The sequence below is a fragment of the Paraburkholderia caribensis genome, assembly GCF_002902945.1.
Taxonomy (GTDB): Bacteria; Pseudomonadota; Gammaproteobacteria; order Burkholderiales; family Burkholderiaceae; genus Paraburkholderia; species Paraburkholderia caribensis.
On sequence record NZ_CP026102.1, the window covers coordinates 2526815 to 2551726 of the forward strand.

General features: G+C 63.9%; 27 protein-coding genes. 17 read left to right on the forward strand and 10 right to left on the reverse strand.

Going from position 1 to position 24912, the window contains the following annotated elements; genetic code table 11:
* Positions 1-36: 36 nt before the first annotated feature.
* Positions 37-2778: a DNA polymerase I gene (gene polA, locus C2L66_RS27960; protein WP_060605056.1), complete on the reverse strand. Its 2742-nt coding sequence runs from the start codon at positions 2776-2778 to the stop codon at positions 37-39.
* A gap of 1 nt (position 2779) precedes the next feature.
* On the opposite strand from polA, the gene C2L66_RS27965 reads away from it, so the two are divergent.
* The gene (locus C2L66_RS27965; RefSeq protein ID WP_007733054.1) at positions 2780-3523 is read left to right on the forward strand and encodes an LOG family protein; all 744 of its coding nucleotides are present in this window, start codon (positions 2780-2782) and stop codon (positions 3521-3523) included.
* A gap of 81 nt (positions 3524-3604) precedes the next feature.
* Here C2L66_RS27965 and C2L66_RS27970 read toward each other — a convergent pair whose 3' ends face one another.
* Positions 3605-4522: a transcriptional regulator GcvA gene (locus C2L66_RS27970; RefSeq protein ID WP_054933493.1), complete on the reverse strand. Its 918-nt coding sequence runs from the start codon at positions 4520-4522 to the stop codon at positions 3605-3607.
* A gap of 98 nt (positions 4523-4620) precedes the next feature.
* On the opposite strand from C2L66_RS27970, the gene C2L66_RS27975 reads away from it, so the two are divergent.
* Together C2L66_RS27975 and C2L66_RS27980 are read left to right on the forward strand one after the other, a co-directional pair.
* Positions 4621-5229 (forward strand): chromate transporter, encoded by a 609-nt coding sequence (locus tag C2L66_RS27975; RefSeq protein ID WP_060605053.1) that lies wholly within the window; start codon positions 4621-4623, stop codon positions 5227-5229.
* The gene (locus C2L66_RS27980; RefSeq protein WP_060605050.1) at positions 5226-5756 is read left to right on the forward strand and encodes a chromate transporter; all 531 of its coding nucleotides are present in this window, start codon (positions 5226-5228) and stop codon (positions 5754-5756) included. The genes C2L66_RS27975 and C2L66_RS27980 overlap by 4 nt, the downstream gene beginning before the upstream one ends.
* An 806-nt stretch (positions 5757-6562) precedes the next feature.
* Here C2L66_RS27980 and C2L66_RS27985 read toward each other — a convergent pair.
* A complete protein-coding gene (locus C2L66_RS27985; protein ID WP_054933485.1) occupies positions 6563-8089 on the reverse strand; it encodes an AMP nucleosidase in 1527 nt (508 codons plus the stop codon).
* 220 nt (positions 8090-8309) lie between these two features.
* Between C2L66_RS27985 and C2L66_RS27990 the strand changes: the two genes are divergently transcribed.
* The 6 genes from C2L66_RS27990 (at position 8310) to C2L66_RS28015 (ending at position 13584) form a co-directional block, all read left to right on the forward strand.
* Entirely contained in the window at positions 8310-8717 is a 408-nt protein-coding gene (locus tag C2L66_RS27990; RefSeq protein ID WP_035999458.1) for a hypothetical protein, read from the forward strand.
* 169 nt (positions 8718-8886) lie between these two features.
* A complete protein-coding gene (locus C2L66_RS27995) occupies positions 8887-9858 on the forward strand; it encodes a homoserine kinase (RefSeq protein ID WP_060605047.1) in 972 nt (323 codons plus the stop codon).
* 20 nt (positions 9859-9878) lie between these two features.
* Complete coding sequence (locus tag C2L66_RS28000; RefSeq protein ID WP_035999453.1) at positions 9879-10694, forward strand: BPSS1780 family membrane protein; 816 nt, start codon at positions 9879-9881, stop codon at positions 10692-10694.
* A 157-nt stretch (positions 10695-10851) separates the two neighbouring features.
* Positions 10852-11307, forward strand: a complete 456-nt coding sequence (locus C2L66_RS28005) for a MarR family winged helix-turn-helix transcriptional regulator (RefSeq protein WP_054933483.1) — start codon at positions 10852-10854, stop codon at positions 11305-11307.
* Between the two features lie 154 nt (positions 11308-11461).
* On the forward strand, positions 11462-11881 hold the full coding sequence (locus C2L66_RS28010; protein WP_007582650.1) for an organic hydroperoxide resistance protein: 420 nt from the start codon (positions 11462-11464) through the stop codon (positions 11879-11881).
* Positions 11882-12069: 188 nt separating this feature from the next.
* Positions 12070-13584 (forward strand): cryptochrome/photolyase family protein, encoded by a 1515-nt coding sequence (locus C2L66_RS28015; RefSeq protein WP_060607081.1) that lies wholly within the window; start codon positions 12070-12072, stop codon positions 13582-13584.
* Positions 13585-13635: 51 nt separating this feature from the next.
* Here C2L66_RS28015 and C2L66_RS28020 read toward each other — a convergent pair whose 3' ends face one another.
* On the reverse strand, positions 13636-13812 hold the full coding sequence (locus tag C2L66_RS28020; RefSeq protein WP_082433988.1) for a DUF3563 family protein: 177 nt from the start codon (positions 13810-13812) through the stop codon (positions 13636-13638).
* Positions 13813-13919: 107 nt separating this feature from the next.
* Positions 13920-15113 carry an extracellular catalytic domain type 1 short-chain-length polyhydroxyalkanoate depolymerase gene (locus C2L66_RS28025; RefSeq protein ID WP_054933481.1) on the reverse strand — a complete coding sequence of 398 codons (1194 nt, stop codon included), beginning with the start codon at positions 15111-15113 and terminating at the stop codon, positions 13920-13922.
* A 336-nt stretch (positions 15114-15449) separates the two neighbouring features.
* On the opposite strand from C2L66_RS28025, the gene C2L66_RS28030 reads away from it, so the two are divergent.
* The 4 genes from C2L66_RS28030 to C2L66_RS28045 all read left to right on the forward strand — a co-directional run bounded on the left by C2L66_RS28030 (position 15450) and on the right by C2L66_RS28045 (position 18500).
* The gene (locus C2L66_RS28030; protein ID WP_060605044.1) at positions 15450-16190 is read left to right on the forward strand and encodes a phosphatase PAP2 family protein; all 741 of its coding nucleotides are present in this window, start codon (positions 15450-15452) and stop codon (positions 16188-16190) included.
* 116 nt (positions 16191-16306) lie between these two features.
* Entirely contained in the window at positions 16307-17086 is a 780-nt protein-coding gene (modA, locus tag C2L66_RS28035; RefSeq protein ID WP_060605041.1) for a molybdate ABC transporter substrate-binding protein, read from the forward strand.
* 36 nt (positions 17087-17122) lie between these two features.
* On the forward strand, positions 17123-17797 hold the full coding sequence (gene modB, locus C2L66_RS28040; protein WP_060605038.1) for a molybdate ABC transporter permease subunit: 675 nt from the start codon (positions 17123-17125) through the stop codon (positions 17795-17797).
* 1 nt (position 17798) lies between these two features.
* A complete protein-coding gene (locus C2L66_RS28045) occupies positions 17799-18500 on the forward strand; it encodes an ATP-binding cassette domain-containing protein (RefSeq protein WP_060605035.1) in 702 nt (233 codons plus the stop codon).
* 31 nt (positions 18501-18531) lie between these two features.
* On the opposite strand, the gene C2L66_RS28050 is transcribed toward C2L66_RS28045, so the two are convergent.
* Together C2L66_RS28050 and C2L66_RS28055 are read right to left on the reverse strand one after the other, a co-directional pair.
* Entirely contained in the window at positions 18532-19368 is an 837-nt protein-coding gene (locus C2L66_RS28050) for a TOBE domain-containing protein (protein ID WP_060605033.1), read from the reverse strand.
* 103 nt (positions 19369-19471) lie between these two features.
* On the reverse strand, positions 19472-19855 hold the full coding sequence (locus C2L66_RS28055; protein WP_060605030.1) for a tautomerase family protein: 384 nt from the start codon (positions 19853-19855) through the stop codon (positions 19472-19474).
* A gap of 98 nt (positions 19856-19953) precedes the next feature.
* Here C2L66_RS28055 and C2L66_RS28060 point away from each other — a divergent pair, with 98 nt between their 5' ends.
* A complete protein-coding gene (locus C2L66_RS28060) occupies positions 19954-20805 on the forward strand; it encodes a LysR family transcriptional regulator (protein ID WP_060605028.1) in 852 nt (283 codons plus the stop codon).
* A 14-nt stretch (positions 20806-20819) separates the two neighbouring features.
* Here C2L66_RS28060 and C2L66_RS28065 read toward each other — a convergent pair whose 3' ends face one another.
* Complete coding sequence (locus C2L66_RS28065) at positions 20820-21218, reverse strand: hypothetical protein (protein ID WP_060607078.1); 399 nt, start codon at positions 21216-21218, stop codon at positions 20820-20822.
* A 103-nt stretch (positions 21219-21321) separates the two neighbouring features.
* Here C2L66_RS28065 and C2L66_RS28070 point away from each other — a divergent pair, with 103 nt between their 5' ends.
* Both C2L66_RS28070 and C2L66_RS28075 read left to right on the forward strand, forming a co-directional pair.
* Positions 21322-21759 carry an MbcA/ParS/Xre antitoxin family protein gene (locus tag C2L66_RS28070; RefSeq protein WP_007582627.1) on the forward strand — a complete coding sequence of 146 codons (438 nt, stop codon included), beginning with the start codon at positions 21322-21324 and terminating at the stop codon, positions 21757-21759.
* Positions 21756-22457, forward strand: a complete 702-nt coding sequence (locus C2L66_RS28075; RefSeq protein ID WP_060605026.1) for an RES family NAD+ phosphorylase — start codon at positions 21756-21758, stop codon at positions 22455-22457. Before C2L66_RS28070 ends, C2L66_RS28075 begins: the two co-directional genes overlap by 4 nt.
* Before the next feature lie 33 nt (positions 22458-22490).
* Here C2L66_RS28075 and C2L66_RS28080 read toward each other — a convergent pair whose 3' ends face one another.
* Together C2L66_RS28080 and C2L66_RS42180 are read right to left on the reverse strand one after the other, a co-directional pair.
* Positions 22491-23228: a metallophosphoesterase gene (locus C2L66_RS28080; RefSeq protein WP_054933472.1), complete on the reverse strand. Its 738-nt coding sequence runs from the start codon at positions 23226-23228 to the stop codon at positions 22491-22493.
* 170 nt (positions 23229-23398) lie between these two features.
* The gene (locus C2L66_RS42180) at positions 23399-23527 is read right to left on the reverse strand and encodes a hypothetical protein (protein ID WP_257722140.1); all 129 of its coding nucleotides are present in this window, start codon (positions 23525-23527) and stop codon (positions 23399-23401) included.
* A gap of 311 nt (positions 23528-23838) precedes the next feature.
* Between C2L66_RS42180 and C2L66_RS28085 the strand changes: the two genes are divergently transcribed.
* Positions 23839-24489, forward strand: coding sequence for a DUF1345 domain-containing protein (locus tag C2L66_RS28085; protein WP_060605016.1), 651 nt, complete (start codon positions 23839-23841; stop codon positions 24487-24489).
* The last annotated feature ends 423 nt before the right edge of the window (positions 24490-24912 follow it).

Below are 24912 nucleotides of genomic sequence, written 5' to 3' on the forward strand. Positions count from 1 at the left end.
ACATGTCAGCGCGCGATTCCAGGCCTCGATATGCGCTCAGTGCGCCTCCTCCCAGTTCGCGCCCGCGCCCACTTCGGCGACCAGCGGCACCTTCAGTTGCGCGACGCCGCACATCAGTTCCGGCAAGCGCTTACGTACGTCGGATAGTTCGTCGTCCGGCACTTCGAGGATCAGTTCGTCGTGCACCTGCATGATCATGCGCGTGCGGATGCCCGATGTCTCGATCCAGTTCTGCACCGCGATCATCGACATCTTGATCAGGTCGGCGGCCGTGCCCTGCATCGGCGCATTGATCGCGGCGCGCTCCGCCGCCTGACGGCGCGGGCCGTTGCCGCCGTTGATCTCGGGCAGCCACAGACGGCGGCCGAACACGGTTTCGACGTAGCCCTTCATCTTCGCGCTCGTCCGCGTGTTCTCCATGTAGGCGGCGACCCCCGGATAACGCGCGAAATAGCGGTCGATATAAAGCTTCGCTGCATCGCGTGTGATGCCGAGATTCGACGCGAGGCCGAAGGAGCTCATGCCGTAGATCAGGCCGAAGTTGATGACCTTCGCGATACGCCGCTGATCGTTCGACACTTCGAGCGGCGTCACGCTGAATACTTCGGCGGCCGTGGCCCGGTGAATGTCCTCGCCCTGTTTGAACGCGCGCAGCAGCGCTTCGTCGCCTGAGATATGCGCCATGATGCGCAGTTCGATCTGCGAGTAGTCCGCCGACACCAGCTTGTGTCCCGGCGGCGCAATGAAGGCTTCGCGGATGCGGCGGCCTTCACCCGTGCGCACGGGAATGTTCTGCAGATTGGGATCGTTCGATGCAAGGCGGCCCGTTACGGCAACCGCCTGCGCATAGTTCGTGTGCACGCGGCCCGTGGTGGCGTTGACCATGCGCGGCAGCTTGTCGGTGTACGTCGACTTGAGCTTCGACAGCCCGCGATGTTCGAGCAAGACCTTCGGCAGCGGATAGTCTTCCGCGAGCTTTTGCAGTACTTCTTCGTCGGTGGACGGCGCGCCGCTCGGCGTCTTCTTGATGACGGGCAATTCGAGCTTCTCGAAGAAGATCTGGCCGATCTGCTTCGGCGAGCCGAGATTGAATTCGCCGCCAGCGAATTCGTACGCCTGTTTTTCGAGTTCGACCAGACGCGTGGCGATCTCGTTGCTTTGCACGCGCAGCTTTTCCGCATCGATCAACACGCCGTTGCGCTCCATCTTGCGCAGCACGCGAGACGTCGGCACTTCGATGTCGCGGTACACATGATCGAGTTGCGCTTCCGCGGCGACCTGCGGATACAGCGTCTGATGCAGACGCAACGTGATGTCGGCATCTTCGGCCGCGTATTCGGCGGCCTTGTCGAGCGCGACCTCGTCGAAGCCGATCTGCGATGCACCCTTGCCCGCGACGTCTTCATACTTGATCGTCTTCAGTCCGAGGTGACGCAGCGCGAGGTTGTCCATGTCATGCGGACGATGCGATTCGAGCACGTACGACTGCAGCAGCGTGTCATGCTCGATGCCGTCCATGACGATGCCGTAGTTCGCGAGCACCTGCTCGTCGTACTTCAGATGCTGGCCAACCTTCTTCTTGTCCTTACTTTCGAGCCAGGGCTTGAGCTTTGCGAGCACTTCGTCGCGCGGCAACTGGACGGGCGCGTCGGGCCCGCGATGCGCGAGCGGAATGTACGCCGCCTTGCCTGCTTCGACCGCGATCGAGATGCCGACGATCTGCGCCGTCATCGGATCGAGCGACGTGGTTTCGGTATCGAACGAAGTAATGTCAGCCGCGTCGATCTTGGCGAGCCACGCGTCGAACTGCTCCCACGTCTGCACGGTGTCGTACTCATGCTCGCCGTCGACGGTCGGCGCGGGCGGCACATCCGTCTCGGGCCCTTCGACGGCATCGGCAATTTCCACTTCGCGCAGCCACGTCTTGAAGCCGCTGCGCGTGAACACGTCGCGCAGTTCTTCGCGCGACTCGGGGCGCGTAGCGAGTGTTTCTTCGAACGAGGTAATCTGTTTCGTCAGATCGCAATCCGTCTCGACGGTGACGAGCTTTCGTGCCATCGGCAGGAAATCGAGCGCGCGTCGCAGATTGTCTCCTACCGCACCTTTGATTTCATCCGCGTGTGCGACGATGCCATCAAGGGTTTCAAATTGCGTGAGCCATTTGATCGCGGTTTTCGGGCCGCATTTCTCGACGCCCGGTACGTTGTCGACGGTATCGCCGATCAGCGACAGGTAGTCGACGATGCGCTCGGGCGGTACGCCGAACTTGCCCACGACGCCTTCGCGGTCGAGCTTCTCGTTCGTCATCGTATTGATGAGGGTGACATGATCCGTCACGAGCTGCGCCAGATCCTTGTCCCCAGTGGATACGATCACGTTCATGCCGCGCGCCTCGGCGCGCTTCGCAAGCGTGCCGATCACGTCGTCGGCCTCGACACCTTCGATCATCAGGAGCGGCCAGCCGAGCGAGCGCACGGCGACGTGAATCGGTTCGATCTGCTTCGACAGATCTTCCGGCATCGACGGACGGTTGGCCTTGTATTGCGGATACCAGTCGTCGCGAAACGTCTTGCCTTTGGCATCGAACACGCACGCGCTATACTCTGCCGTAACCTCCTTGCGCATACGGCGCAGCATGTTGATCATCCCGTAGAGCGCACCTGTCGGTGCGCCGTCGGGACCGCGCAAATCAGGCATCGCATGGTAGGCCCGGTATAGATAACTCGAACCGTCAACCAATAGCAGGGTCTTACCTTCCAGGTTCTGTTCTTCAGGCATTATGACTAAGAGAAAAGTGATTCCGAGTCTGCGATCGCTCGCAGATCAAGAGCGCGCAACAGCCAAGAAGGCCCGCGCATCGTGGCAGATGTTCACGATTATGGCAGAGTTTATCGAGGCGACCGAGTACCTCTCGGAGATCCGCCCGGCCGTGAGCATCTATGGTTCGGCGCGTCTGAAACCGAACTCGCCGTACTACAAACTGGCCACGCAGATCGCGCGCAAACTGTCCGATGCGGGCTTCGCCGTCATCTCCGGGGGCGGCCCGGGCATCATGGAAGCGGCCAACAAGGGCGCGCATGCGGGCAAGGCGCCGTCCGTCGGCCTGAACATCGAGTTGCCGCATGAGCAGTCGGGCAACCAGTGGCAGGACATCTCGCTGCGCTTCCGTCACTTCTTCACGCGCAAGGTCACGTTCGTGAAGAACTCGGATGCCGTCATCGTGATGCCGGGCGGCTTCGGCACGCTCGACGAACTGGCCGAAGTGCTCACGCTGATTCAAACCAAGAAGTCGCGGCACGTGCCCATCATTCTGGTCGGCGCGGAGTTCTGGAAGGGACTGCTGGGCTGGTTCGAATCGCAACTGGTGCCGATGGGCCTCATCAATCCTGGCGACATGAACCTGATGCAGGTGATCGACGATCCCGACCAGGTGCTCGAAGCGGTGCTCGCGTTCTACGAAGAGCGTGAAGAACAGCCCGAACAGCAGCCGAAGTCGGACGAAGACCGGATGTTCTATCTGTGATCTTCTGAAGCAATCGCCTCGCGGATACGTGCTGGTTAGAAGCCGCGTCCGCGATACGCGCCATCGCGTCGCGACGCGCGGCTACTTGCCGCGCGTTTTTTCTTGTGCGTCGTCTTGCTTCGTTTCCTTCGCCTGCGCTTCGAGCCACCGGCAGAACTGCTCGACGAGCGGCGCGTTCGCCACCTCGCGCCGCGCGACCCACCAGTAGCCGCGCGCATCGATGCGCGGCGCTTCCAGCGGCGTCACCAGCCGGCCTGACGCGAGTTCGTCGTCGAGCAGCGGCAGCGGTCCGAGCGCGACGCCCAGTCCATCGACAGCCGCCTGCAAGGCCAGATAGAAATGGTCGAATGACTGTTTCTTGCGGCACTTCGCCTTGACGCCCGCCGCCTGCAGCCAGTGATGCCACGCGTCCGGCCGCGTATCCGAATGCAGCAGCACGTGACGTGCGAGGTCGTCGGCGGTATGGATGGGCAGGCGTTTCAGCAGCGCGGGACTGCACACGGGAATTTCACTTTCGTCGAGAAACTGGCCGCTCGCGCAATTCGGCCAGTGCGCGGGCCCGCGCCGCACGGCGACGTCGAAACTGTCGAGCGTCTCAACGGGTTGGTTCGATGTCGCGAGCCGCAACTCGACGTTCGGCGCCATCCGCTGAAACTGCGACAGACGCGGCAACAGCCACTTCATTGCGAAGGTGGGCAGCGCGTTCACGCGCAGCACATGCACGACGCCCGTGTCGCGCAACTGGTCGGTCGCGGCGGCAATGCTGTCGAACGCATCCTGCACCTTCGACAGATAGCGCCGGCCGTCTTCCGTCAGCCGCACGCGCTTGCCGTTACGATGAAAGACCTGCACGCCGACCCACGCCTCGAGCGCGGCCACCTGGCGGCTGATTGCACCGTGCGTCACATGGAGTTCGTCGGCGGCTGCCGTGAAGCTGTTGCGCCGGGCAGCGGCCTCGAAGGCGCGCAGCGCCGGAAAAGGGGGAAGCTTGCGGTTCATCCTTGTGATTCTAGATCACAAGAGCTTGCCCTAGAAATCGTTTTGAGCGATCGGCAAACGGCGTTAACCTTCACGGCTTGTACTGGATAGTGAACGTCATGGATCAGCACCCCGACGCGCCGGAGCACGCGCCCGCTCCGACCACGCGCGAAATCTTCATGGGCTTTCTGGGCCTCGGCCTGACGTCGTTCGGCGGCGCGCTGCCGCTCGCGCGGCGGACCATCGTCGACCAGCACCGCTGGCTGACGGCCGCCGAATTCACCGATCTGCTGGGCCTGTGCCAGTTCCTGCCGGGTGGCAACGTGATCAATCTGTCGGTGGCGCTCGGCATGCGCTTTCGGGGCTTGCGCGGCGCGCTGGCGGGCATTCTCGGTCTGATCGCCGGGCCGTCGCTGGTGGTGATCGCGCTGGGCGTGCTTTACGAGCACACGCAGAACGATCCGCGCATCAAGCATCTGTTCGCCGGGCTGGCGGCTGCCGCCGCGGGATTGCTGGTCGCGATGGCCGTCAAGATCCTGATGCCGCTGCGGCACGACTTGCGCGCCGCGGCGATCGCCGCGCTCGGCTTCGTCGCGATTGCGCTGCTGCGCTTCCCGCTGCTGCCGACGATGCTCGTGCTGACGCCGCTCAGCATTTTCCTCGCGTCGCGCGTGGCGAAAGCCGAAGCGGCTGCCGGGTCCTCACAGCCGAACGAGGTGTCGAAATGATGGAAACGCTGATCGCCCTTGCCGTCATCTTCAGCCAGCTATCGCTGCTCGCTTTCGGCGGCGGCAACACGATCCTGCCGGAGATGCAGCGGCAGGTCGTCGAAGTGCATCACTGGATGCCCGCCAGCGAGTTCAGCGCGCTGTTCGCGCTTGCGCAGGCCGCGCCTGGTCCCAACATGATGGTCGTGACGCTGGTCGGCTGGCATGTGGCGGGCTGGGCGGGAATGTTGGTGACATCGCTGGCGAAGTTCGGACCGTCGTCCATCGTGACGATTCTCGCGATGCACGCGTGGAATCGCTTCAAGGACCGGCCGTGGCGGCGCGTCGCGCAGAAAGGGCTGGTGCCCGTGACGGCGGGGCTGGTCGCGGCGAGTGCGCTGCTGATCGCGAAGTCGTCGGATACGTCGTGGCTTGCATGGGGTATCACGGGCGCGTGCGCGGTGCTTGCGTTTAAGACGCGCATTCACCCGTTGTGGTTGCTCGGAGGCGGGGCGGTTGTGGGGCTTGTCGGGTTGGCGTACGTGTGAGGTGAATGTGGGCTGCACCTGCTTTGGGTTGCTTTGGGTTGCTTTGGGTTGCTTTGGGTTGTCTGCGACGCGGGGTGGTTTGCTTTGGCTTTTCGCTCGCATCCGCGATTCGTTAGCTCGCTTCAAGCGTCGCCCCTGTGCGGGGCGGCACCTACTTTTCTTTGCCGCCGCAAAGAAAAGTAGGCAAAAGAAAGCGGCTCACACCGCCAGCGCTTGACCTTTGTCCACGGGCCCCCAACGTCCCCACACTTCACACGGCAATCACGTCATTCGTGTTCGTTGCCAGCGCTCTGAATGAGCGCCTCACCCACTTCAAGCACCCCGCGTTTCGGCATGCCGCGCCAGCCAGTCCACCGCCGCCCAGGTGGCAAACTGTGTGTCGGCCCTCGGTGCTCCACACGCTTCACTCCAGACCGATTGCGCACGCGCCCCACCCGGTAAGAGCGCCAGGCTATACGACGCGACAACCTACACACAGTTTGCCACCTGGGCGGCACATACCGTTCGCCGCCGTTTGCCCGAGTACGGGTAATCGAAGCGGGTGAGGCGCCTGTTCGAAGCGTTGGCAACGGACACCAACCAGGGCCACTGGTGTGTGAAGTGTGGGGACGTTGGGGGCCCGTGGGTAAACGTCAAGAATTGGCGGTGTGAGCCGCTTTCTTTTGCCTACTTTTCTTTGCGGCGGCAAAGAAAAGTAGGTGCCGCCCCGCACAGGGGCGACGCCTGAAGCTAGATAACGTAACGCGGATGCCAGCAGTAAAACAAGCAAACCAAACCAAACCAAAGCGTCGCAGACAAAAAAAACACTACTGAAACGCCACTTCCGCAAAACTCCGCAACTTCCGGCTATGCAGCTTATGCAGCCCATTAGTGCGCAGAATCTCCATCGCCTTCACCCCGATCTGCAAATGCTGATCAACCTGCGCGCGATAGAACTGATCAGCCATACCAGGCAGCTTCAGCTCCCCATGCAAGGGCTTATCCGAAACACACAGCAACGTGCCGTAAGGCACCCGAAACCGAAACCCATTCGCGGCGATAGTCGCACTTTCCATATCGAGCGCAATAGCCCGGCTTTGCGAAAGCCGCAACACCGGCTCCCGATGATCCCGCAATTCCCAGTTCCGGTTATCGACGCTCGCCACCGTGCCCGTACGCATCACGCGCTTGAGTTCGGCGCCGTCCAGCTGCGTGACCTGCGCCACCGCTCGTTCGAGCGCGACCTGCACTTCGGCCAACGCCGGAATCGGCACCCACAGCGGCAGATCGTCGTCGAGCACGTGATCCTCCCGCACATAACCGTGCGCAAGCACATAGTCGCCAAGCCGCTGCGTATTGCGTAGCCCCGCGCAGTGCCCGAGCATGATCCACGCATGCGGACGCAGCACCGCGATGTGATCGGTAATCGTCTTCGCGTTCGACGGCCCGACACCGATATTGATCATCGTGATGCCACTGCCGTCCGCGCGCTTCAGGTGATAAGCAGGCATCTGCGGCAGGCGCGGCGGCGCATGGCCCTCGTCTTCCTGCTCGCCGAGATTCGCGTTGTACGTGACCACGTCGCCCGGTTCGACAAACGACGTGTACTCGCTGCGGTACGCCCGCAGATCGGCGTCGTCGGTCTTCGCCATCATCGTGCGGCCGAGCTTCACGAACTCGTCGATATAGAACTGATAGTTCGTGTACAGCACGTAGTTCTGGCAATGCGTCGGTGAAGTCGCCGTGTAGTGCTTGAGCCGGTGCAGCGAAAAATCGACCCGCGCCGCCGTGAAGAGGGCGAGCGGATGCGGCTCGCCCGGCAGCGGCTCGTACGTGCCGTTGACGATGCGGTCGTCGAGCAACGCGAGGTCGGGCGAATCGAACACGTCGCGCATCGCGAGCAGTCGTTCACGGTCCAGATCGCCCTCGAGGTGAATGCCTTCGGCGAACGCGAAGTGGATGGGAATAGGCTGGTCGGACACGCCCACTTCGACCGAAACATGATGGTTCTTCACCAGCAGCCGCAATTGCTCGCGATAGTAATTGCCGAACAGATCGGGCCGCGTCACCGTCGTTTCGAACACGCCGGGACCCGCGACAAAGCCATACGAGCGGCGCGAGTCGACATGCGTGTTGGTCTCCGTGCGCACGCGCACGAACGGGTAGCACGCGCGCACGCGCCGGTCGAACGGTTCGTTGCGGCGATAGCGCGCGAACGCATCGCGCAGGAACGACGTGTTCGCTTCATAGATGGCGGAGAGGCGCGTGACGGCGTCGGCTGCATCGCCGAAGGCCTCGGTCGGGAACGCGTTTGCGGGCATATGCACCGCGCGTTGATTGGTCTCGTAGTTCATCTTCGTTCGCCTCGATTGATGCAATGACATTACCACGGAACCCACCGCTTTTCGATGTGCCCGCGCCCGCGCATCGCGGGTTAGCGTGTTGCCGCGCACGCAGGGCGGCCCTTTCTGCAGCTCGCGCGGGAAGCGCGCAAAATAAGGCTATCGCCCGTTGTTCATGCCCGTGGGCAGCAGTGGATTTGCTAGAATTGGGCCACCTAATCGGAGAAACACCATGAAGCCGCTCTTCCCCGTCGCCGTTGCGCTGATGCTCGCCGTCAGCGGCGTCGCGATGGCTGCCCAGCCTGCCCCGTCCGCGCAAGAGGCGCAGGCAGCCGCAGACGCCCAAGCCGCCGCCAACGAACGGGCCGGCCTGCCGGATCTGAGAGCGATCAACCGCCCCGCGGCCGAAGTCAGCTCGAAAGTCGAGATCAACCAGCCGCGCACGCCGAGCTTCCACGAACGCAGCGGCAACGGTACCGAAATCACCGAGTACCGCGACAAGGGCAAGCCCGTCGAAATCGACGTGCGCTCGAACTTCGGCACGCGCTACCAGATGAGCGCGCCGACCGACACGTCGCCGCGCGTGTACGAATCCGGCAAGCCGCCCGCGCGCCTGCCGTCCGTGAACCTGCATTACTGATTGCCCCGAGAGCCGGCGCGCTGCCTTTTGGCGTGCGCGCCGGCTTGCTTCAAGCCGATCCGCCGGCCCAAATCAGCCCGGCGCGAATCGCAACAACGCTTTCAGCCCGCTTTCCCCAACCTCGCACTGGCTCAACGCCAGCCGACCAACCTGATCCGACGCCCCACGCATGGCCGTATTCACCGCTGTCACCGAAGCCCAACTCGCAGACTGGATGCGCCACTACGATCTCGGCGATGTCGTCGAGTTTCGCGGCATTACATCCGGTATCGAGAACAGCAATTTCTTTCTGACGACCACCCGCGGCGAGTACGTCCTCACCATCTTCGAAAAGCTCACGACGCAGCAACTGCCGTTCTATCTCGATCTGATGCGCCATCTGGCGTCGCACCGCGTGCCCGTGCCGGACCCGATGCCGCGCGACGACGGCGCGCTGTTTGGCATGCTCAACGGCAAGCCCGCAACCATCGTCACGAAGCTCGACGGCGCGCCGGAACTCACGCCCGGCGTCGCACACTGCGTCGAAGTGGGGCAGATGCTCGCGCGTCTGCACCTGGCGGGCCGCGACTTCGCGCATCATCAGCCGAATCTGCGCAGCCTGCCGTGGTGGCAGGAGACCGTGCCTGGCGTCGTACCGTTCTTGACGGACGCACAGCGGGCGCTCATCACGGAAGAACTCGCGCATCAACAGACCTTCTTCGCGTCGGCGGACTATGCGTCGCTGCCCGAAGGCCCGTGCCATTGCGATCTGTTCCGCGACAATGTGCTGTTCGCGCATGCGGCGCCCGGCACGCATCATGACGTGGAGCTCGGCGGCTTCTTCGACTTTTATTTCGCCGGCTGCGACAAGTGGCTCTTCGACGTCGCCGTGACCGTCAACGACTGGTGCGTCGACCTCGCGACCGGCAAGCTCGACGACGCACGCGTCGACGCGCTGCTGCGCTCGTATCAGACCGTGCGCCCGTTCACTCCGGCCGAAAACCGGCACTGGGGCGACATGTTGCGCGCGGGCGCGTACCGTTTCTGGGTCTCGCGCCTGTATGATTTCCATATGCCGCGCGCCGCCGAACTGCTCAAGCCGCACGATCCGGGTCATTTCGAGCGCATCCTGCGCGAGCGCCTCGCGGGCGCCGCACTCTAGACCCTGGGCATCCATACCTCATGCAACTCATCGAAGTTCCGGCGAAAACCGGCTATGTGTGGTTCCGGCAAGGCATCTGGCTGTTTCGCAGGAACCCGCTCGCATTTCTGACGCTGTTCTTCGCGTACCTGCTCGCGATGACGGCGATCTCGCTGATTCCCATCATCGGCGGCGTGCTGCCGCTCATGCTGATTCCAGGCGTCGCCGTCGGCTTCATGGCGGCGTGTCGCGACACCATCGCGGGCAAGCCTGTGCTGCCCACTATTCTTGTCGACGGGTTCCGCTCGTATGGCGGCCAGGTGTCGAAGCGCCTGCTGCTGCTCGGCGTGCTGTACATCATCGCGATGGCGATCGTGCTGATGGGTTCCGCGCTCGCGGACGGCGGCATGTTGCTGCATCTGATGATCAGCGGCGAATCAATGCAGCCGGAAGCCGTCGCCAATAGCGACATACCGCTCGCCGTGCTGACGGCGCTTGCGTTCTACGTGCCCGTCGCGATGCTGTTCTGGTTCGCGCCCGTGCTCGCCGCGTGGCACGATGTGCCGACCATCAAGGCGATGTTCTTCAGCATCGTCAGTTGCTGGCGCAATCGCGGCGCGTTCATCGTGTATGGCGCGCTGTGGTTCGCGGTCGCGACCACCGTGTCGTTCGGACTGTCCGCGCTGCTGCAGGCGCTAGGCGCGGGCGAACTCGCGCTGGTGATCCTGATGCCCGCGTCGATCATCGTCACAACGATGCTCTACTGCTCGTTCTACGCGACGTATCGCGGCTGCTTCGGCGTGCAATCGCCCGGCCAGCCGTTGCCGCCCGCCCCCTCCTCTTCGTCGTCTTCCTGAACGACTCCCCGTTACGGGTCCGCTTTCCGGGTCCGCGCTGCGCATGCGGCGTGGATTTTCCGCGCCCGCGTGTGAAGCAGCGGCGCCTCGCGCCGCGTTTTTGCGGCACAATGCTTTGCACGCAATCCATTTGCACGCTTCGCTTCAGGGGACGTCCATGACCCAGCGCACCGCCTTTCCCGTTACGCTCGACGAGCAACTCTGCTTCGCGCTCTATTCGACCTCCCTCGCGATGACGAAAGCCTACAAGCCGATTCTCGACCGGCTCGGCCTCACGTATCCGCAGTATCTGACCATGCTGATCCTCTGGGAAAGCGACGACGTTACCGTGAAAGACATCGCCGCGCGCCTGAACCTCGATTCGGCGACAGTCACGCCGCTGCTGAAGCGGCTCGAATCGCAAGGGTTTATCGAGCGCGTGCGCGGCACTGAAGATGAACGGCTCGTCTTCATCCGGCTGACCAGGTCTGGCGTCGCGCTCAAGCGCAGCGCTCGCGAAGTGCCGGGAGAAATCTTCTGCGCGACCCAGCAAACGCCCGAATTCCTGATGCGACTGCGCAGTGATCTGCAGCAGTTGCGCGGCACGCTGAACGACTATCTCGAACGCTACTGACTCGCGTGCGCGCGTGCCTATCGCATCGATAGGCAATTTAGTTTGCACACTAATGATTTGCGCGATATATTTTGTCCATGCCAGTTCGATAGCGATGACGCGAAACACTGGCAAGCACTGAACCAATCATTGGACCCGATCAAGGAGCGTCAACATGAACGTACTGTACAAGGCAACGGCAACGAGCAATGGCGGTCGCGATGGCCGCGCAGTTTCGTCGGATAACGCGCTCGACGTGAAGCTGGCGGCACCGCGCGAACTCGGCGGCAACGGCGCGCAAGGCACGAACCCGGAACAACTGTTCGCTGCCGGCTACTCGGCGTGTTTCCTGAGCGCGATGAAATTCGTCGCCGGCCAGCGCAAGCAGGCCGTGCCGGCTGAAACGACTGTGACGGCCGACGTCGGCGTCGGTCCGAACGACAAGGGCGGTTTCGCGCTGGATATCGAACTGCGCGTCTCGCTGCCGGGCCTCGACGCAGCGGCGGCGCAAGAGTTGGTGAACGCGGCGCATCAGGTTTGCCCGTATTCGAACGCGACGCGCGGTAATGTCGATGTGCGCGTGAACGTGGTTTGAGTCGATCTGGATTGATCGTCGCTTCGCAAGCAGCGCCCGCCTTTCGTGCGAAAGGCGGGCGCTGCTTCATTTTTGCGTCGATTTTCGATCCCACGGACATTGGGTTTGCAGCGGGCGGACACTATCATCGGCGGTGGCTTTTTCGGCCCGACGTCCGCATCCGCCGACGCGCAACAACTCAATCGATCATGACCCGCGCCTATCAGCTCGACGCACACTTTCAGAACGGACTCGTATGGTTTCGCCGCGACTTGCGCACGGGGGACAACGCGGCGCTGTATTACGCGCTCAAGCATTGCGAGCGGGTCTGGTGTGTGTTCGTATTCGATACGACCATTCTTCAGCCATTGATCGATTGGGCGCATCAACACGATGACCACAAGGGCAAGGTGCAGGACCGGCGGATCGAATTCATTCTTGCTTCACTGGAAGAGCTGGAGAAGTCGCTGAAGCAAGGCGGCGGCGGACTGATCGTGGTGCATGGCGATCCGCATCAAGAGATTCCCAGGCTCGCCGCGCAACTCGAAACCGAAGCCGTTTTCACCAATCACGACTACGAGCCCGTCGCGATCGAGCGCGATGAAAACGTCGCAGAAAAGCTGCGCGATGACGGACGTCAGTTGCTGACGTTCAAGGACCAGGTGATTTTCGAGCGCGACGAACTGCTCAACGGACAAGGCAAGCCCTTCGCAGTGTTCACGCCGTACAAGAACGCGTGGCTCAAGAAGTTGACGCCGTTCGATCTGAAGCCCTATCCCGTCGAACGGTACGCACAGAGTCTCGCGCGGCCGCCGCGCAAGCTCGATCACGCATGGCCGACGCTCGCCCAAATGGGCTTCGCGCCCGGCAAGCTGGCGGAAACGGAGCTGCTGTCGGGCATGAGCGGCGCGCAAACGCTGCTTGAAGATTTTCGGACCCGCATCGACAGCTACGCCGACCGGCGCGACTTTCCCGCCGCGCGCGGGACGAGCCATCTGTCGGTGCACCTGCGCTTCGGTACGGTTTCGATCCGCACGCTCGCGCGGCTCGCGCACGGGATGTCGCTGCAACCCGACGGCCAGGGCGCTGCCACATGGCTATCGGAACTGATCTGGCGGGACTTCTACTTCATGATCCTCGCGCATCATCCGCATATCGCGAAGCGCGCGTCGTTCAAGCCGGAATTCGACACGCTGCGCTGGGAAACGGGCAGGCACGCCGACACGCTATTCGCGGCCTGGTGCGAAGGGCGCACAGGCTATCCGCTCGTCGACGCCGCGATGCTGCAACTGAACCAGACGGGCTTCATGCACAACCGGCTACGGATGGTGACGGCGAGTTTTCTGGCAAAGGATCTGGGTATCGACTGGCGACGTGGCGAGCGCTACTTCGAGGAGAAGCTCAACGACTTCGACTTCTCCGCGAACAATGGCGGCTGGCAATGGGCGGCGTCGACGGGCTGCGACGCGCAGCCGTGGTTCCGGATTTTCAACCCGGTGACGCAATCGGAGAAGTTCGATCCGCAAGGGCTCTTTATCAAGCGCTTCTTGCCTGAACTGGAGAACGTGCCCGCGAGGTGGATTCACGCGCCCTGGCAGGCGAATCCCGACGATCTGAAGGACTGGGGCGTGGTGCTGGGGAAAGACTATCCGCAGCCTGTCGTCGATCATGCAAAAGCGCGCGAGCAAACACTGGCGCGCTATGGCGTGCTGCGCTCGCGTTGAGCGCTTTTCATGGCACGGCCGGCTCGCATGCCGGCCCGTGCTTGCCGCTGCTTAGTGCTGGCTCATCCACGACGGATGACGCAGTTGCGCTTCGCGGTCGATCTTGCGCATGCGGAACTCGAGGTCGTACAGATCCGTGGCTTCGGCCAGATACGCGTCGTTTTGCTCTTTGACACGCACGTCGTAGGACTTGGTCAGGAACAGGAAAAGGCGGCTGATCAGATACATGGTGAACCTCGAATTTGGCGTTAGGTGGCTGACACCTAGGGATAACCCCTATTATAGGGAAAACCCTAGGATTGCACCAGCACCAAAATTCGAAGTGTGGCAATTTGTCAACTCGCGCGCTGCCGGGGGCTGTCGGCGGTACTTCTGGCGGACCGCGTCGACTCGGTACGACGCTGATGCCGGAAAAAGTCCCACAACAGACTGGACGCATCCGGACCTTTCGATGAATGGAACGGCACGGCATCGTCACCGCCGCTCCACGCGTGGCCGAGGCCCTGCACGCGGCACAGGCGCACGACGCGCCGCCCGCCACGCGTGTAATCGCGCGTCGTGACGGTCGCCTTGCGGTCCTCCTTGATGTCGCCGACCTTGCGCACGCCCCGCGCATCGACGATGCCGTTCAGCCGCAAAAACTGCTCGGTCAGTTGCTCGGCGTTGACAGGCGCGACGACGCGGTCGGCTTCACCCTGCAGGATGATCGCGGGCATGCCCGGATACGTCGTCACGTCCGCGACGGCGTCGACGAGCGCAACGGGGTCCTGCCGCGTGCCGCGCCGCATCACGTCCATCGCGGCGATGCCGGAATGCGCATCGCCGAATGCGGGCCCCGAATGCAGCCCAACGGCGGCGAAATGCTCGGGAAAGTGCAGCGCCAGCAACGACGTCAGCCCCGCGCCCGCCGATATTCCGGCGACATACACGCGCTCGCGGTCGAGCCCATGCGCTTCCACCAGCGCCTCCACGAGCGACACCACGGCACGCGCCTCCGCCCGGCCCGCGCGGTCGGTATCGTCGTACCAATGCCAGCAGCGATGCGCATGGGCATGCTTCGACTGCTCCGGGTACACGACGGCGAAGCCGTAGCGGTCGGCGAGCAGGTTCATGCGCGTGCCTTCGGCGAATTCGTCGATGGACTGCGTGCAGCCGTGCAGCATCACGAGGAGCGGCGCGTGCTTGAGAGGCTTGCCGGCGGGCAGATACAGCCCGTACTGCAAATGGTTGACCAGGCTGCCGGGCGCGGCGGGCGCGGAGTGGAACGAGCGCGTCCACGAACCGCTCGCCCAGGCAGCGGCGCGTGGCCGTACGCGGGATTCGCGCGCGCCGCGCTGCGGCACGTCGCGCGTGGCGGTCTGCCGGACTTTCGACGACGGTTTCGCGACGCCAGGCGTGGCCGGTCGCGTGGCGGTCCGGGTTGACGACCGTTTTGGCTTGCGCTTGGTAGTCGCGCGTGCGTGCTCCGTCTGGATCGCAAACAGACGTTTCAGGCCGCCTAGCCAGATTTTGGTCAAGCTTTTCGGCATAGGATTTTCTCGCTAATAGGGACTCATGCTCCCTGCCTTGCGGCAGACTTGTGCAATGCACAATAACATCAATCTCCATGCGATGCTGACACTGGCCGAGGCCGATTTGGGAAAATGCGCGTCGCGCCGACCTTCGACCAAGACAATTTCGGAATTGTCCTAACATCTGGCAGTTTTCGCGCTTTTCCTTCCATCTGTCGCGTAACGGGTGCCTCTATACTTATAGAATGCGCGCGAGCGGGGAATGTCCTTCTCGATCGGGCACCATCGCCGGCTGCCTGGAAGCCTTTGGCCGTTGGCAGGTTCGCGCCCCGTACATGTCGTTAAGGATTGTCCATGCTTCACCTGTCACCACAATTCTGGCTTCTGGTTACCAATTTCGGCGGCGCCGGTCTGACCTTGCCGCTCGCCTTCGCCATCGCGCTGTGGCTCACCGTCGGTTATTCGTGGCGGCTCGCGGCCGCGTGGCTGTTTCTGCTCGGCGTCGCCATCGCGCTGGTTACGGCGACGAAGATCGCGTTCCTCGGCTGGGGGGTCGGCGTGCAAGTATGGGACTTCACCGGCCTGAGCGGGCACGCGATGTTCGCCACCGCCGTGTTCCCCGTTGCCGTCTTGCTCGTTCTGCTGCCAGCGCCGCCCGCCGTGCGCGTCGTGGGCGTGGCGCTCGCGCTGTTCGGCGGCGCGCTGGTCGGGTTTTCGCGCGTCGTCGTCGAGGCCCATTCGCCTTCGGAGGCGATCACGGGCTGCATCGTCGGCGCGCTGACGGCGCTCGTGTTCGTCCGCATCGCGTGGAACGCCACGCCGCCGGGGCGCCTGCCCGTCGTGCCCGTGGTGTTGAGCCTGACGATCATCACACTCGCTCTGCACGCCGTGCATCTGCCGACCCAGCGCTGGGTCACGCATATCGCGCTGAAAATTTCCGGCCATGACCGGCCGTTCGTCCGCGCCCGCTGGAAAGCGTTGCGCGACGCTTACGCGCCCGCTGCGCCAACCGCTCCCGCGGCGCCCGTCGCACCCCTCGCGCCGTTGCAAAAAACACGCAACGTCGCTATGCCTTTGCCTGATTCCGACGCATAAATCGCACGAAACCGGCTATCTTGCGCGCCACATGTTCAATATGCCGACCGCTATAACCCCACATATATTACGATGGCGTTTTCAACCCGCCCCGGTCGAACCGGCGCCATCTGCCCATGTCCTTGCCGCGCATGATCCGCTTTCTGAAACCTGCCCTGCTCGCCGCGAGCGCGATTTCGTTTGCCTTCGCCGCGCAGGCCCGCGCTGACGAACTCGTCGTGTCCGCGGCCGCGAGCCTGACGAATGCCTTCAAGGCCGTCGGCGACGCGTATGAGAAGGCGCATCCCGGCACGAAGCTGCTGTTCAATTTCGGCGCCTCCGACGTGCTGATGCAGCAGATCGTGAAGGGCGCGCCCGCCGACGTGTTCGCGTCCGCCGACCAGAAAGCGATGGACAAGGCCGCCGGGCAAAAAGCGATCGTGTCGTCGACGCGCAAGGATTTCGCCGCGAACTCGCTCGTGCTGATCGTGCCGACGGACAGCAAGCTCGCGCCGTCGAACCTGAACGAGCTGACGACGGCGAGCGTGAAACGCGTTTCATACGGCGATCCGGCATCCGTGCCTGTCGGCCGCTACACGGAAGGCGCGCTGAGGGCGGCGGGCGTGTGGGACGCCGTCAGCGCGAAGGGCGTGCTGGCGTCGAACGTGCGGCAAAGCCTCGATTACGTGTCGCGCGGCGAAGTCGACGCCGGCTTCGTGTTCGGCACAGACGCCGCCGTCATGCCCGACAAGGTGAAGGTCGCGCTGACCGTGCCGACCACGACGCCGATTACCTATCCGATCGCGCAGGTCGAAGGCAGCAAGCACGCCGCCGACGCGCAGTCGTTCATCACCTTCGTGCTGTCGCCGGCAGGTCAGGCCGTGCTCGCGAAGTACGGCTTCAAGCCGGCGCACTAAGCCGCGCCGCCAGAGACCAGGCACGACGCTGACATCATGGAACAGGCCTGGATTCCACTGCTGCTGTCGCTGAAAGTCGCGGGCTGGGCGACGGCGCTGAACATCGTATTCGGCGTCGCGGCCGGCTTCGGCCTGGCGCGCTGGCACTCGGGCGCGCGCGATCTGATCGATTCGCTGCTGACGCTGCCGCTCGTCATGCCGCCGACGGTGCTCGGCTACTACCTGCTCGTGCTGCTCGGCCGGCGCGGCGTGTTCGGCGCGTGGCTCGACCGCTTCGATATCCAGCTGGTGTTCACATGGCAAGGCGCGGTGATCGCGTCGATGGTGGTCGCGTTTCCGCTCGTGCTGAAGTCGGCGCGAGCCGCGTTCGAATCCGTCGATCCGCAACTGGAACGCGCCGCGCGCACGCTCGGCATCAGCGAAACGGCGATCTTCTTCCGCGTGACGCTGCCGCTCGCGTCGCGCGGCATTCTCGCGGGCGCCCTGCTCGCGTTCGCGCGCGCGCTCGGCGAGTTCGGCGCGACGCTGATGATCGCGGGCAATCTGCCGGGCCGCACGCAGACGCTGTCGGTTGCCGTCTACGCCGCCGTACAGGCGGGCGACGACAGCACGGCCAATTTCCTCGTGCTCGTGACCTCGGTCACCTGCGTCCTGATTCTCGTGCTTGCGGGCAGGCTCGTGCCGCAACACTCGCTGATGACGTCCCGCTGATATGCCGCTCACCGTCGATATCCGCAAAACGCTGCGCACGGCCGAACGCCAGTTCAAGCTCGATGTGTCGTTCACGGCGAGCGCGCAGCGCATGGTGCTGTTCGGCCCGTCGGGCGCGGGCAAGAGCCTGACGCTGCAGGCGATCGCCGGCCTGCTGCGTCCCGACGAAGGCCAGATCGTGCTGCACGGCGACCCGCTCTTCGACAGCACGCGCGGCATCGACCAGAAGCCGCAGGCGCGCCGTCTCGCGTATCTCTTTCAGGACTACGCGCTGTTCCCGCATCTGAACGTGCGGCAGAACATCGGTTTCGGGATGCACACAGGCTGGCTGAATCCGGGACGGCGTTTTTCGCATCCGCAGATCGACTACTGGCTCGACGCGCTCGATCTGAAAACGGTGGCCGGCCATCATCCCGCACAGCTTTCGGGCGGGCAAAGACAGCGCGTGGCGCTGGCACGTGCGCTCGTTGCGAAGCCGCGCCTGCTGTTGCTCGACGAACCGTTTTCCGCGCTCGATCACGCGCTGCGCGCGCGCATGCGGCGCGAACTCTCCGATCTGCAAACGCGGCTCGACATTCCAATGCTACTGATCACGCACGATCCCGACGATGTCGCCGCATTCGGCGATCAGGTCGTGCAGGTTTATGACGGCAGCGTGCGCGAGAATGCGCCTTTCGCGGGCTATCCCCGCACGGTGTCCTAGCAGACGGCGCTGCGCGGTTAAGCCTCGGCGGTTAAGCCTCGGCTGTCACGCCCAGAATCACGCTCGACGCCTTGAACGCGGCCACGAGCGCCTGCCCTTCGGCGATTGCCAGCTCCTCGACGCTCTCATTCGTGACGACGGCCGTCACGACCGCGCCGCCTTCGAGCGTCAGCGACACCTCGGCATTCACCGCGCCGCGCCGCACCGCCGACACCGTGCCGCGCAGGCGGTTGCGGGTCGACAGCCGGTCCGACGTGCCGTCGTCGGCAACCAGCAGCACCGACGACGCCTTGACCAGCGCCACCGCTTCGCCGTCTACAGCAAGCCCCAGCGTCTCCGTGCTTTCGTGCGTGACGACGGCGACGACGGACTGGCCGCCGGGCAATGCCAATGCAACTTCGTCGTTGACCGTGCCGCGCTGGATCGCACTGACCTTGCCGTACCACTGGTTGCGCGCGCTCGTCTTCATGCCGATGCGGCCGATCAGCCGCCAGTCGTCGGAGAATCCGGCGATCGCCGCGCCCGCGCGTTCGAGAAACAGCCGGTGCTCGCGTTCGACCGCGCGAAACGTATCGATCAGACTCAGCGCGCGCGGCGTGAGCGTCGTGCCGCCGCCGCCCTTGCCGCCCGTCGAGCGGATCACGAGCGTTTCGCCCGCGAGGTTGTTCATCGCGTCGACGGCGTCCCACGCGGCCTTGTAGCTCATGCCGACCGCCTTGGCCGCGCCCGTGATCGAGCCCGTTTCGCCGATCGCCGCCAGCAGTGCAATGCGCTGCGTGCCGCCGAGCGCCTGCTCGCCCGAGCGGAACCAGACGGAGCCGCCAAATTGCAAGGCATCGTGGGAAGCGTTGTTGTTATCGGATGTCATGGCTCGCGTGCGTGTCGGCTGAAGGACGGAAGGACGGGTGAAGGTGCGATCCATTATAGCGACGCCCCTTTCGCCAGCCGCACGCAAGCCGTGGCGCAAACGCTCAGAGCGCGTACTGCGCGATCCCGTTGCCGAACGACCAGTTTTCCTTCAGCACTTCGACGAGATTGATGAACACGTCCTCGCGCCGCACGCCCGGATGCTCGGCGAGGTTGTCGGCGATGCGTTTGAAGAGCGCCTTTTTCTGCTCCTGCGTCCGGCTGTTGGTCACGGTGAGCTGGATCAGCACGAGATCGTCGCTGCGCGCGATGCCTAGATAGTTGCGGTCATAGACGATGTTGCTGTCGTCGTGCTCGGTGATGACCATGAAGATGTCGTCTTCGGGGACGTTGAACTCGGCAATCAGCGCGCGCTGGATGCCTTGCGTGAGCGCCTCGCGGTAAGCAGCAGGCTTGCCGGCACGAAGTGCGATTCGGGTGAAAGGCATGTCGAACTCCTATGAATGAACAGAACGTGCACTCAGGTTAGTTCGGCATTATCATAATGAACAGATATAGCTGGATATTTCATCTATTTTAAATTGAAATGAAAGTACTCGATCTCGATGCTGTGCGCGCCTTCGTGCTGGTCGCGGATCTGCGCAGCTTCACCCGCGCCGCCGATGCCCTCGACACCACGCAGTCCGCCGTCAGCCTCAAGCTGAAACGGCTCGAAGCGCATCTGGGCAAGCCTTTGCTGGAACGCACGCCGCGCGTCGTGCGGCTGTCGGAGCACGGCCAGGCATTTCTCGACGGCGCGCGCGACCTGCTGGGCGCGCACGATCGCGCACTCGGCGCGCTATCCGCCGACAGACGGCGGCTCTCGCTGGGCTTGAGCGAGCATGTGGCGGGCACCGACCTCGCGGCGCTGCTCGCGCGCGTCAATGCGCATGATCCAGTGCTGGTGCTGGAGTTGCATATGGGGTTGTCGTCCGCGCTGTTGCAGCAGTTCGACGAACGGCGGCTCGATGCCGTGATCGTGCGTTCGGAGCCCGACGACGCACCGCGTGAAGACGGCCAGTTGCTCTTCACCGAGCCGCTGTCCTGGCTCGCGACGCCCGAATGGCAGCCGCGCGCGGGCGAGCCGCTGCCGCTGGCGCTGCTGGCCGCACCCTGCAACGTGCGCTCGGTCGCGCTGCGCACGCTGGACGGCGCGGGGATCGCGTGGCGCGAGGCGTTTGTCGGCGGCGGCGTGCAGGCTGTCGGCGCCGCGGCGGCGGCCGGGCTCGCCGTGTCGCCGCTGGCAAGGCGTGTCGCGCCAGGCGGATTGGTCGATTCAGGCACGCGGCTCGGCTTGCCGGCCCTGCCGGAATCGCGTGTGACGCTCCATTCGCGCGTGCGCGACGCGCGTTCAGTCGAGTCGTTGCGGCTCGTGACGAACGGGTTGATCGCGCAGTGAGGCGCTGGCGGGCGCTAGTGGAGGATCGGCGGAAGTTCGCGCGGCGGTTGAGCGCTGGCTTGCGGCGCACTGCTCTGCGCGGCCTGGCGAGGCTTGGCCGCAGCCACGACTGGCTTTGCAGGCGCAGGCTTTTGCGATGAATCGCGCGGCGCAGGCGCGTGAGCCGTTTTGACGGCGGCGCTAGTCGCTTTTGTTTTCCCGGACGGGACGGCAGCCTTTCCCGCCACTTTCGCATGTGGCGCGGACTTGCCCCGATGCGCGCCCTTCGATGCACCCGCACCGGCAACGTGCTTCGAGTGCCTCGCGTGCTGCGCGGCCTCAGGCGGATTCCACACTTCCTTGTACTCGGCGCGCGCCGCCACCGACACGCACAGCAAACCAACCGACACCCACACCTTCGAACGCAGCGACACCGCAGTCTCCGTGCAAAAACTGGAGGGCGGATTATACAGCCGCGCTTGCATTAATCCGCATATAGACTAATATGCATAAAAAGTTCAACTCAGGACTCCGATCATGTCTTCCGCTGCCCATTATTCGAGCGCCGAACGCCCGTTGCGACGACCGCCCGCCGAACCCTCCATGGCGGACATGTCCGCCGCCGGTCTGCGCGCGTTCTTCAACATCGCGCGCGACTGGGAATTGAGCGCCGAAGAGCAGATCATCCTGCTCGGCTCGCCGGGCCGCTCCACCTTCTTCAAATGGAAGAACGCGCCGCAAACGGCCCGCCTCGGCCGCGACACGCTGGAGCGGCTGTCGCTTCTGCTCGGCATCTACAAGGCATTGCAAATCCTGCTGCCGCAACCTGCCGCCGCCGACACGTGGATCAAGCGCCCCAACAGTGCGCCGCCGTTCGGCGGCCGCCGCGCGCTGGACCGCATGCTGGCGGGCAACATCAGCGACCTCGTGGCCGTGCGCCAGTATCTCGACGCAATGCGAGGCGGCTGGGCGTGACTGAACTGCAATGGCAAGACCAATGGCGTGTGGCCTCGCTCGCCTGGACACCTGCGTTCCGCGTGATCCCCACGCGCTTTCCCGCCGTCAACCTGTTCGACCGCGTCGCGTCGCCTGAAGACTTCGATGCGCTTTACGCGCTCGAAGCCATGACCAATGACCGCGTACGCACCGAAGTCGGCGATCTCGATCTCGTGCCGCGCGAGGAGCGGCGCTTCGGTCCCGGCTACGGGCCGATCATGGCCGCGCTCACGCATCTGAATCCGCAAGGCAGCCGCTTCTCCGACGGCACCTACGGCGTGTTCTACTGCGCGCGCTCGCGCGAAACCGCGATCGCCGAAACGCGTTATCACTCGGGCCTCTTCCTCGCCGCCACGCAGGAGCCGCCGATGCGTCAGCAAATGCGCCTCTACACGGTGATGGCGCAGGGCGACGTGGTGGACTTGCGTGATGCCGGATCGGTCGATGTTTCAGTGCTGTCGCCGAACGACTACACGCCCGGCCAGGCGCTCGGCCGCGCGGCGCGCGCAGCGGGCGCGCCGGGCATCGTCTATCCGTCGGTGCGGGATGCGGGCGGGGAATGCCTCGCCGCGTTCAAAACGACGCTGCTGCGCGACTGCCATCACGCGGCGTATCTGGAATACAACTGGAACGGCAGCGCCGTCGATATCGTCTTCGAACTGAATCAGGTGGGCTAAACGCTACGGCGCCGGACGCGTCAGAACGCAAGCTCAAGGCAATGCCAGCGCCGAAGCGCCGACCGAACGAGCCCGTTCGACCGTCACCGACCAGCGCTTCGTCGTGCGCGCCTCGACGATGGTCAGCTTGCCGCCCGGACCGAATGCGCCCGTATCGATGAACATCTGCGCGCCGATCTGCTGCACTTCGCGCACGGGCGTATGGCCGCAATAGGTGAGCGACAGCCCAAGCTGGCGCATCGGATCGCCCGCGCCCATCGCCAGGCTGCGGCCCCACAGCAGTTGCTGGCGAACTTCTTCGGAAAGGTTGTCGGCGTCGAGTTCGGCGTCCGAGCCGAGAAATTCCGCATGCAGCACGTTGAAGCGCTCGCTGCCCGAGCCGATCACGCGCACCAGCGGCAGCGTGCGCAGACGCTGCGCATAGACGCGCAGCCTTTCGATGGGTACCTGCACGCTCCACAGCCCGCCGATTCCATACCACCACTGCTTCTTCAGCTTGCCTTCAGCGACCGCGCAGAGCGCGTCCTCGTGATTGCCGAGCACGGCATGGAACCAGGGCTTGTCGAGCAGCGCCAGCGCCTCTTCCGACTGCGAGCCGCGATCGACGAGATCGCCGACGGAGAACAGCCGGTCGCGCGACGGATCGAAATCGACCTCGCGCAACAGGAAGCGCAGCGCGTCGACGCAACCGTGCAGATCGCCGACGACGAAATCGCGTCCGGTCCGGTTGACGGGATGATGTTGGACGACGGTGACAAGTGTGGAATCCATAACACCATGATAGTGCGAGCGTGCAAGCGTCGTATGCGCGGCATCTCGCGTTCGCACGCCTTTCGTGAGCCGGATTCGTGCGTAGTGCATGACCGTTTGCGAGCTATACGCATTCCCGCCGCCAACATGCAGGCTCCCGTCGCCACGCTCATGGTTCGATCACGGTTCGTTCACTGCGGCACGGCGCGCAGCCTGCCGACCTGCTCCGCGCTCAGCGTCGAGCGGGGATTGCCGAACTGTTTCGTCACATAGTTCGCGACGGCGGCCATCTGCGCGTCGCTCGGTTCGCGCCGGACCATGCGCGCATGCCGGGCGTCCGCCCGAAAACCGGTCTTGCACCGCTGTCTCGCGGTCTCTGATGGCCGGGTGCGGCAGCGATGTTGCCGCCCTTGCATGCTCGCCGTTCGCTGCGCGCGAGAACGAAACAACGGATGAAAGCCGCATGCAAGCCCAGTGAGCAAAACTGCGGAAACCTATAACGTCCCCACAACTTTTTCGACAAATCATCCACCATCATGCCCCCGGTAGAATCGCCGCAACCTTCACCACCACTTTCGAACATGCATCGAGACATACGGATGTCACGCTCCGCTGCCCGGAGCACCCGCCCATGAGCGTCTATCCACAGGTATTGCGCAACCGCCCGCGCATGATGACGGGCCTCGTGCTCGGCGTGCTGGTCGGCGTGCTGCTCGCGGGCGTGCACATACGCCCGATGATCCGCGTGCTGGTCTCGTGGGACGTCGCCGTGTGGGCCTATCTCGCGCTGATGTGGCTGGAGATGGCACGCGCCGATCACGATCGCGTGCGCGACATTGCGCAGCGCGAAGACGAGAACGCGGGGGTCGTGCTCGCCGTCGTCTGTCTCGCGACGGTCGCGAGCGTGGCCGCCATCGTGCTGGAGCTGGCGTCGTCGAAAGGCAGCACGGGCGTGTCGCATTACATCGTGACGGGCATCACGCTGATCGGCGCGTGGTTCCTGATACCCACCATCTTCACGCTGCACTACGCGCGCCTGCACTTCGCAACCGACACCCAGGAAACCGCGCTGAAGTTTCCCGACCGCAAGCTCGATCCGAACTATTGGGACTTCCTGTACTTCTCCTTTACGATCGCCGTCGCATCGCAGACGTCGGACGTCGTGCTGCGCTCGCGCGAGGTGCGCCGCGCGGCGCTCGCGCAGTCGGTGCTGTCGTTCTATTTCAACGTAGCCGTGCTCGGGCTGTGCATCAACATGGCGGCCGGTTTGCTCGGATCGTAGCGGGCCGCGCGCAGAAACCATCGCGCGCGCAGTCCTTCGGCAGCCCCGCGCCCGCGGCTATGGCAACATGCCATGTAACAGCCGCCGGACGACGCGCCCGAATTACACGTCTTCCTTCGGTTGCGCGGCATCATTCGTATGAACGACGCCGCGCCCGCATCTTTTTCGCCGTGCCGTACCAGGCTGCACCAGCCGTCCTTGCACGCATCTCGCCGCTTCAGTCCTGACCCTGCTGTATCGCTTTCTGGCATACCGCTTGCTCTACCACCGCCTGTTGATTGAACCCGGACAGACGACTTGCGGCGCCGTCGCAGACTCTTTGAACTGACGCGCCGCCTGTCGATCAATGAATGCACTACATTGAGCAGTACGCGCCGTCGCAGGACGCATCGCGCGGCATCCGGCTCTGAAGCCTAATAGGCG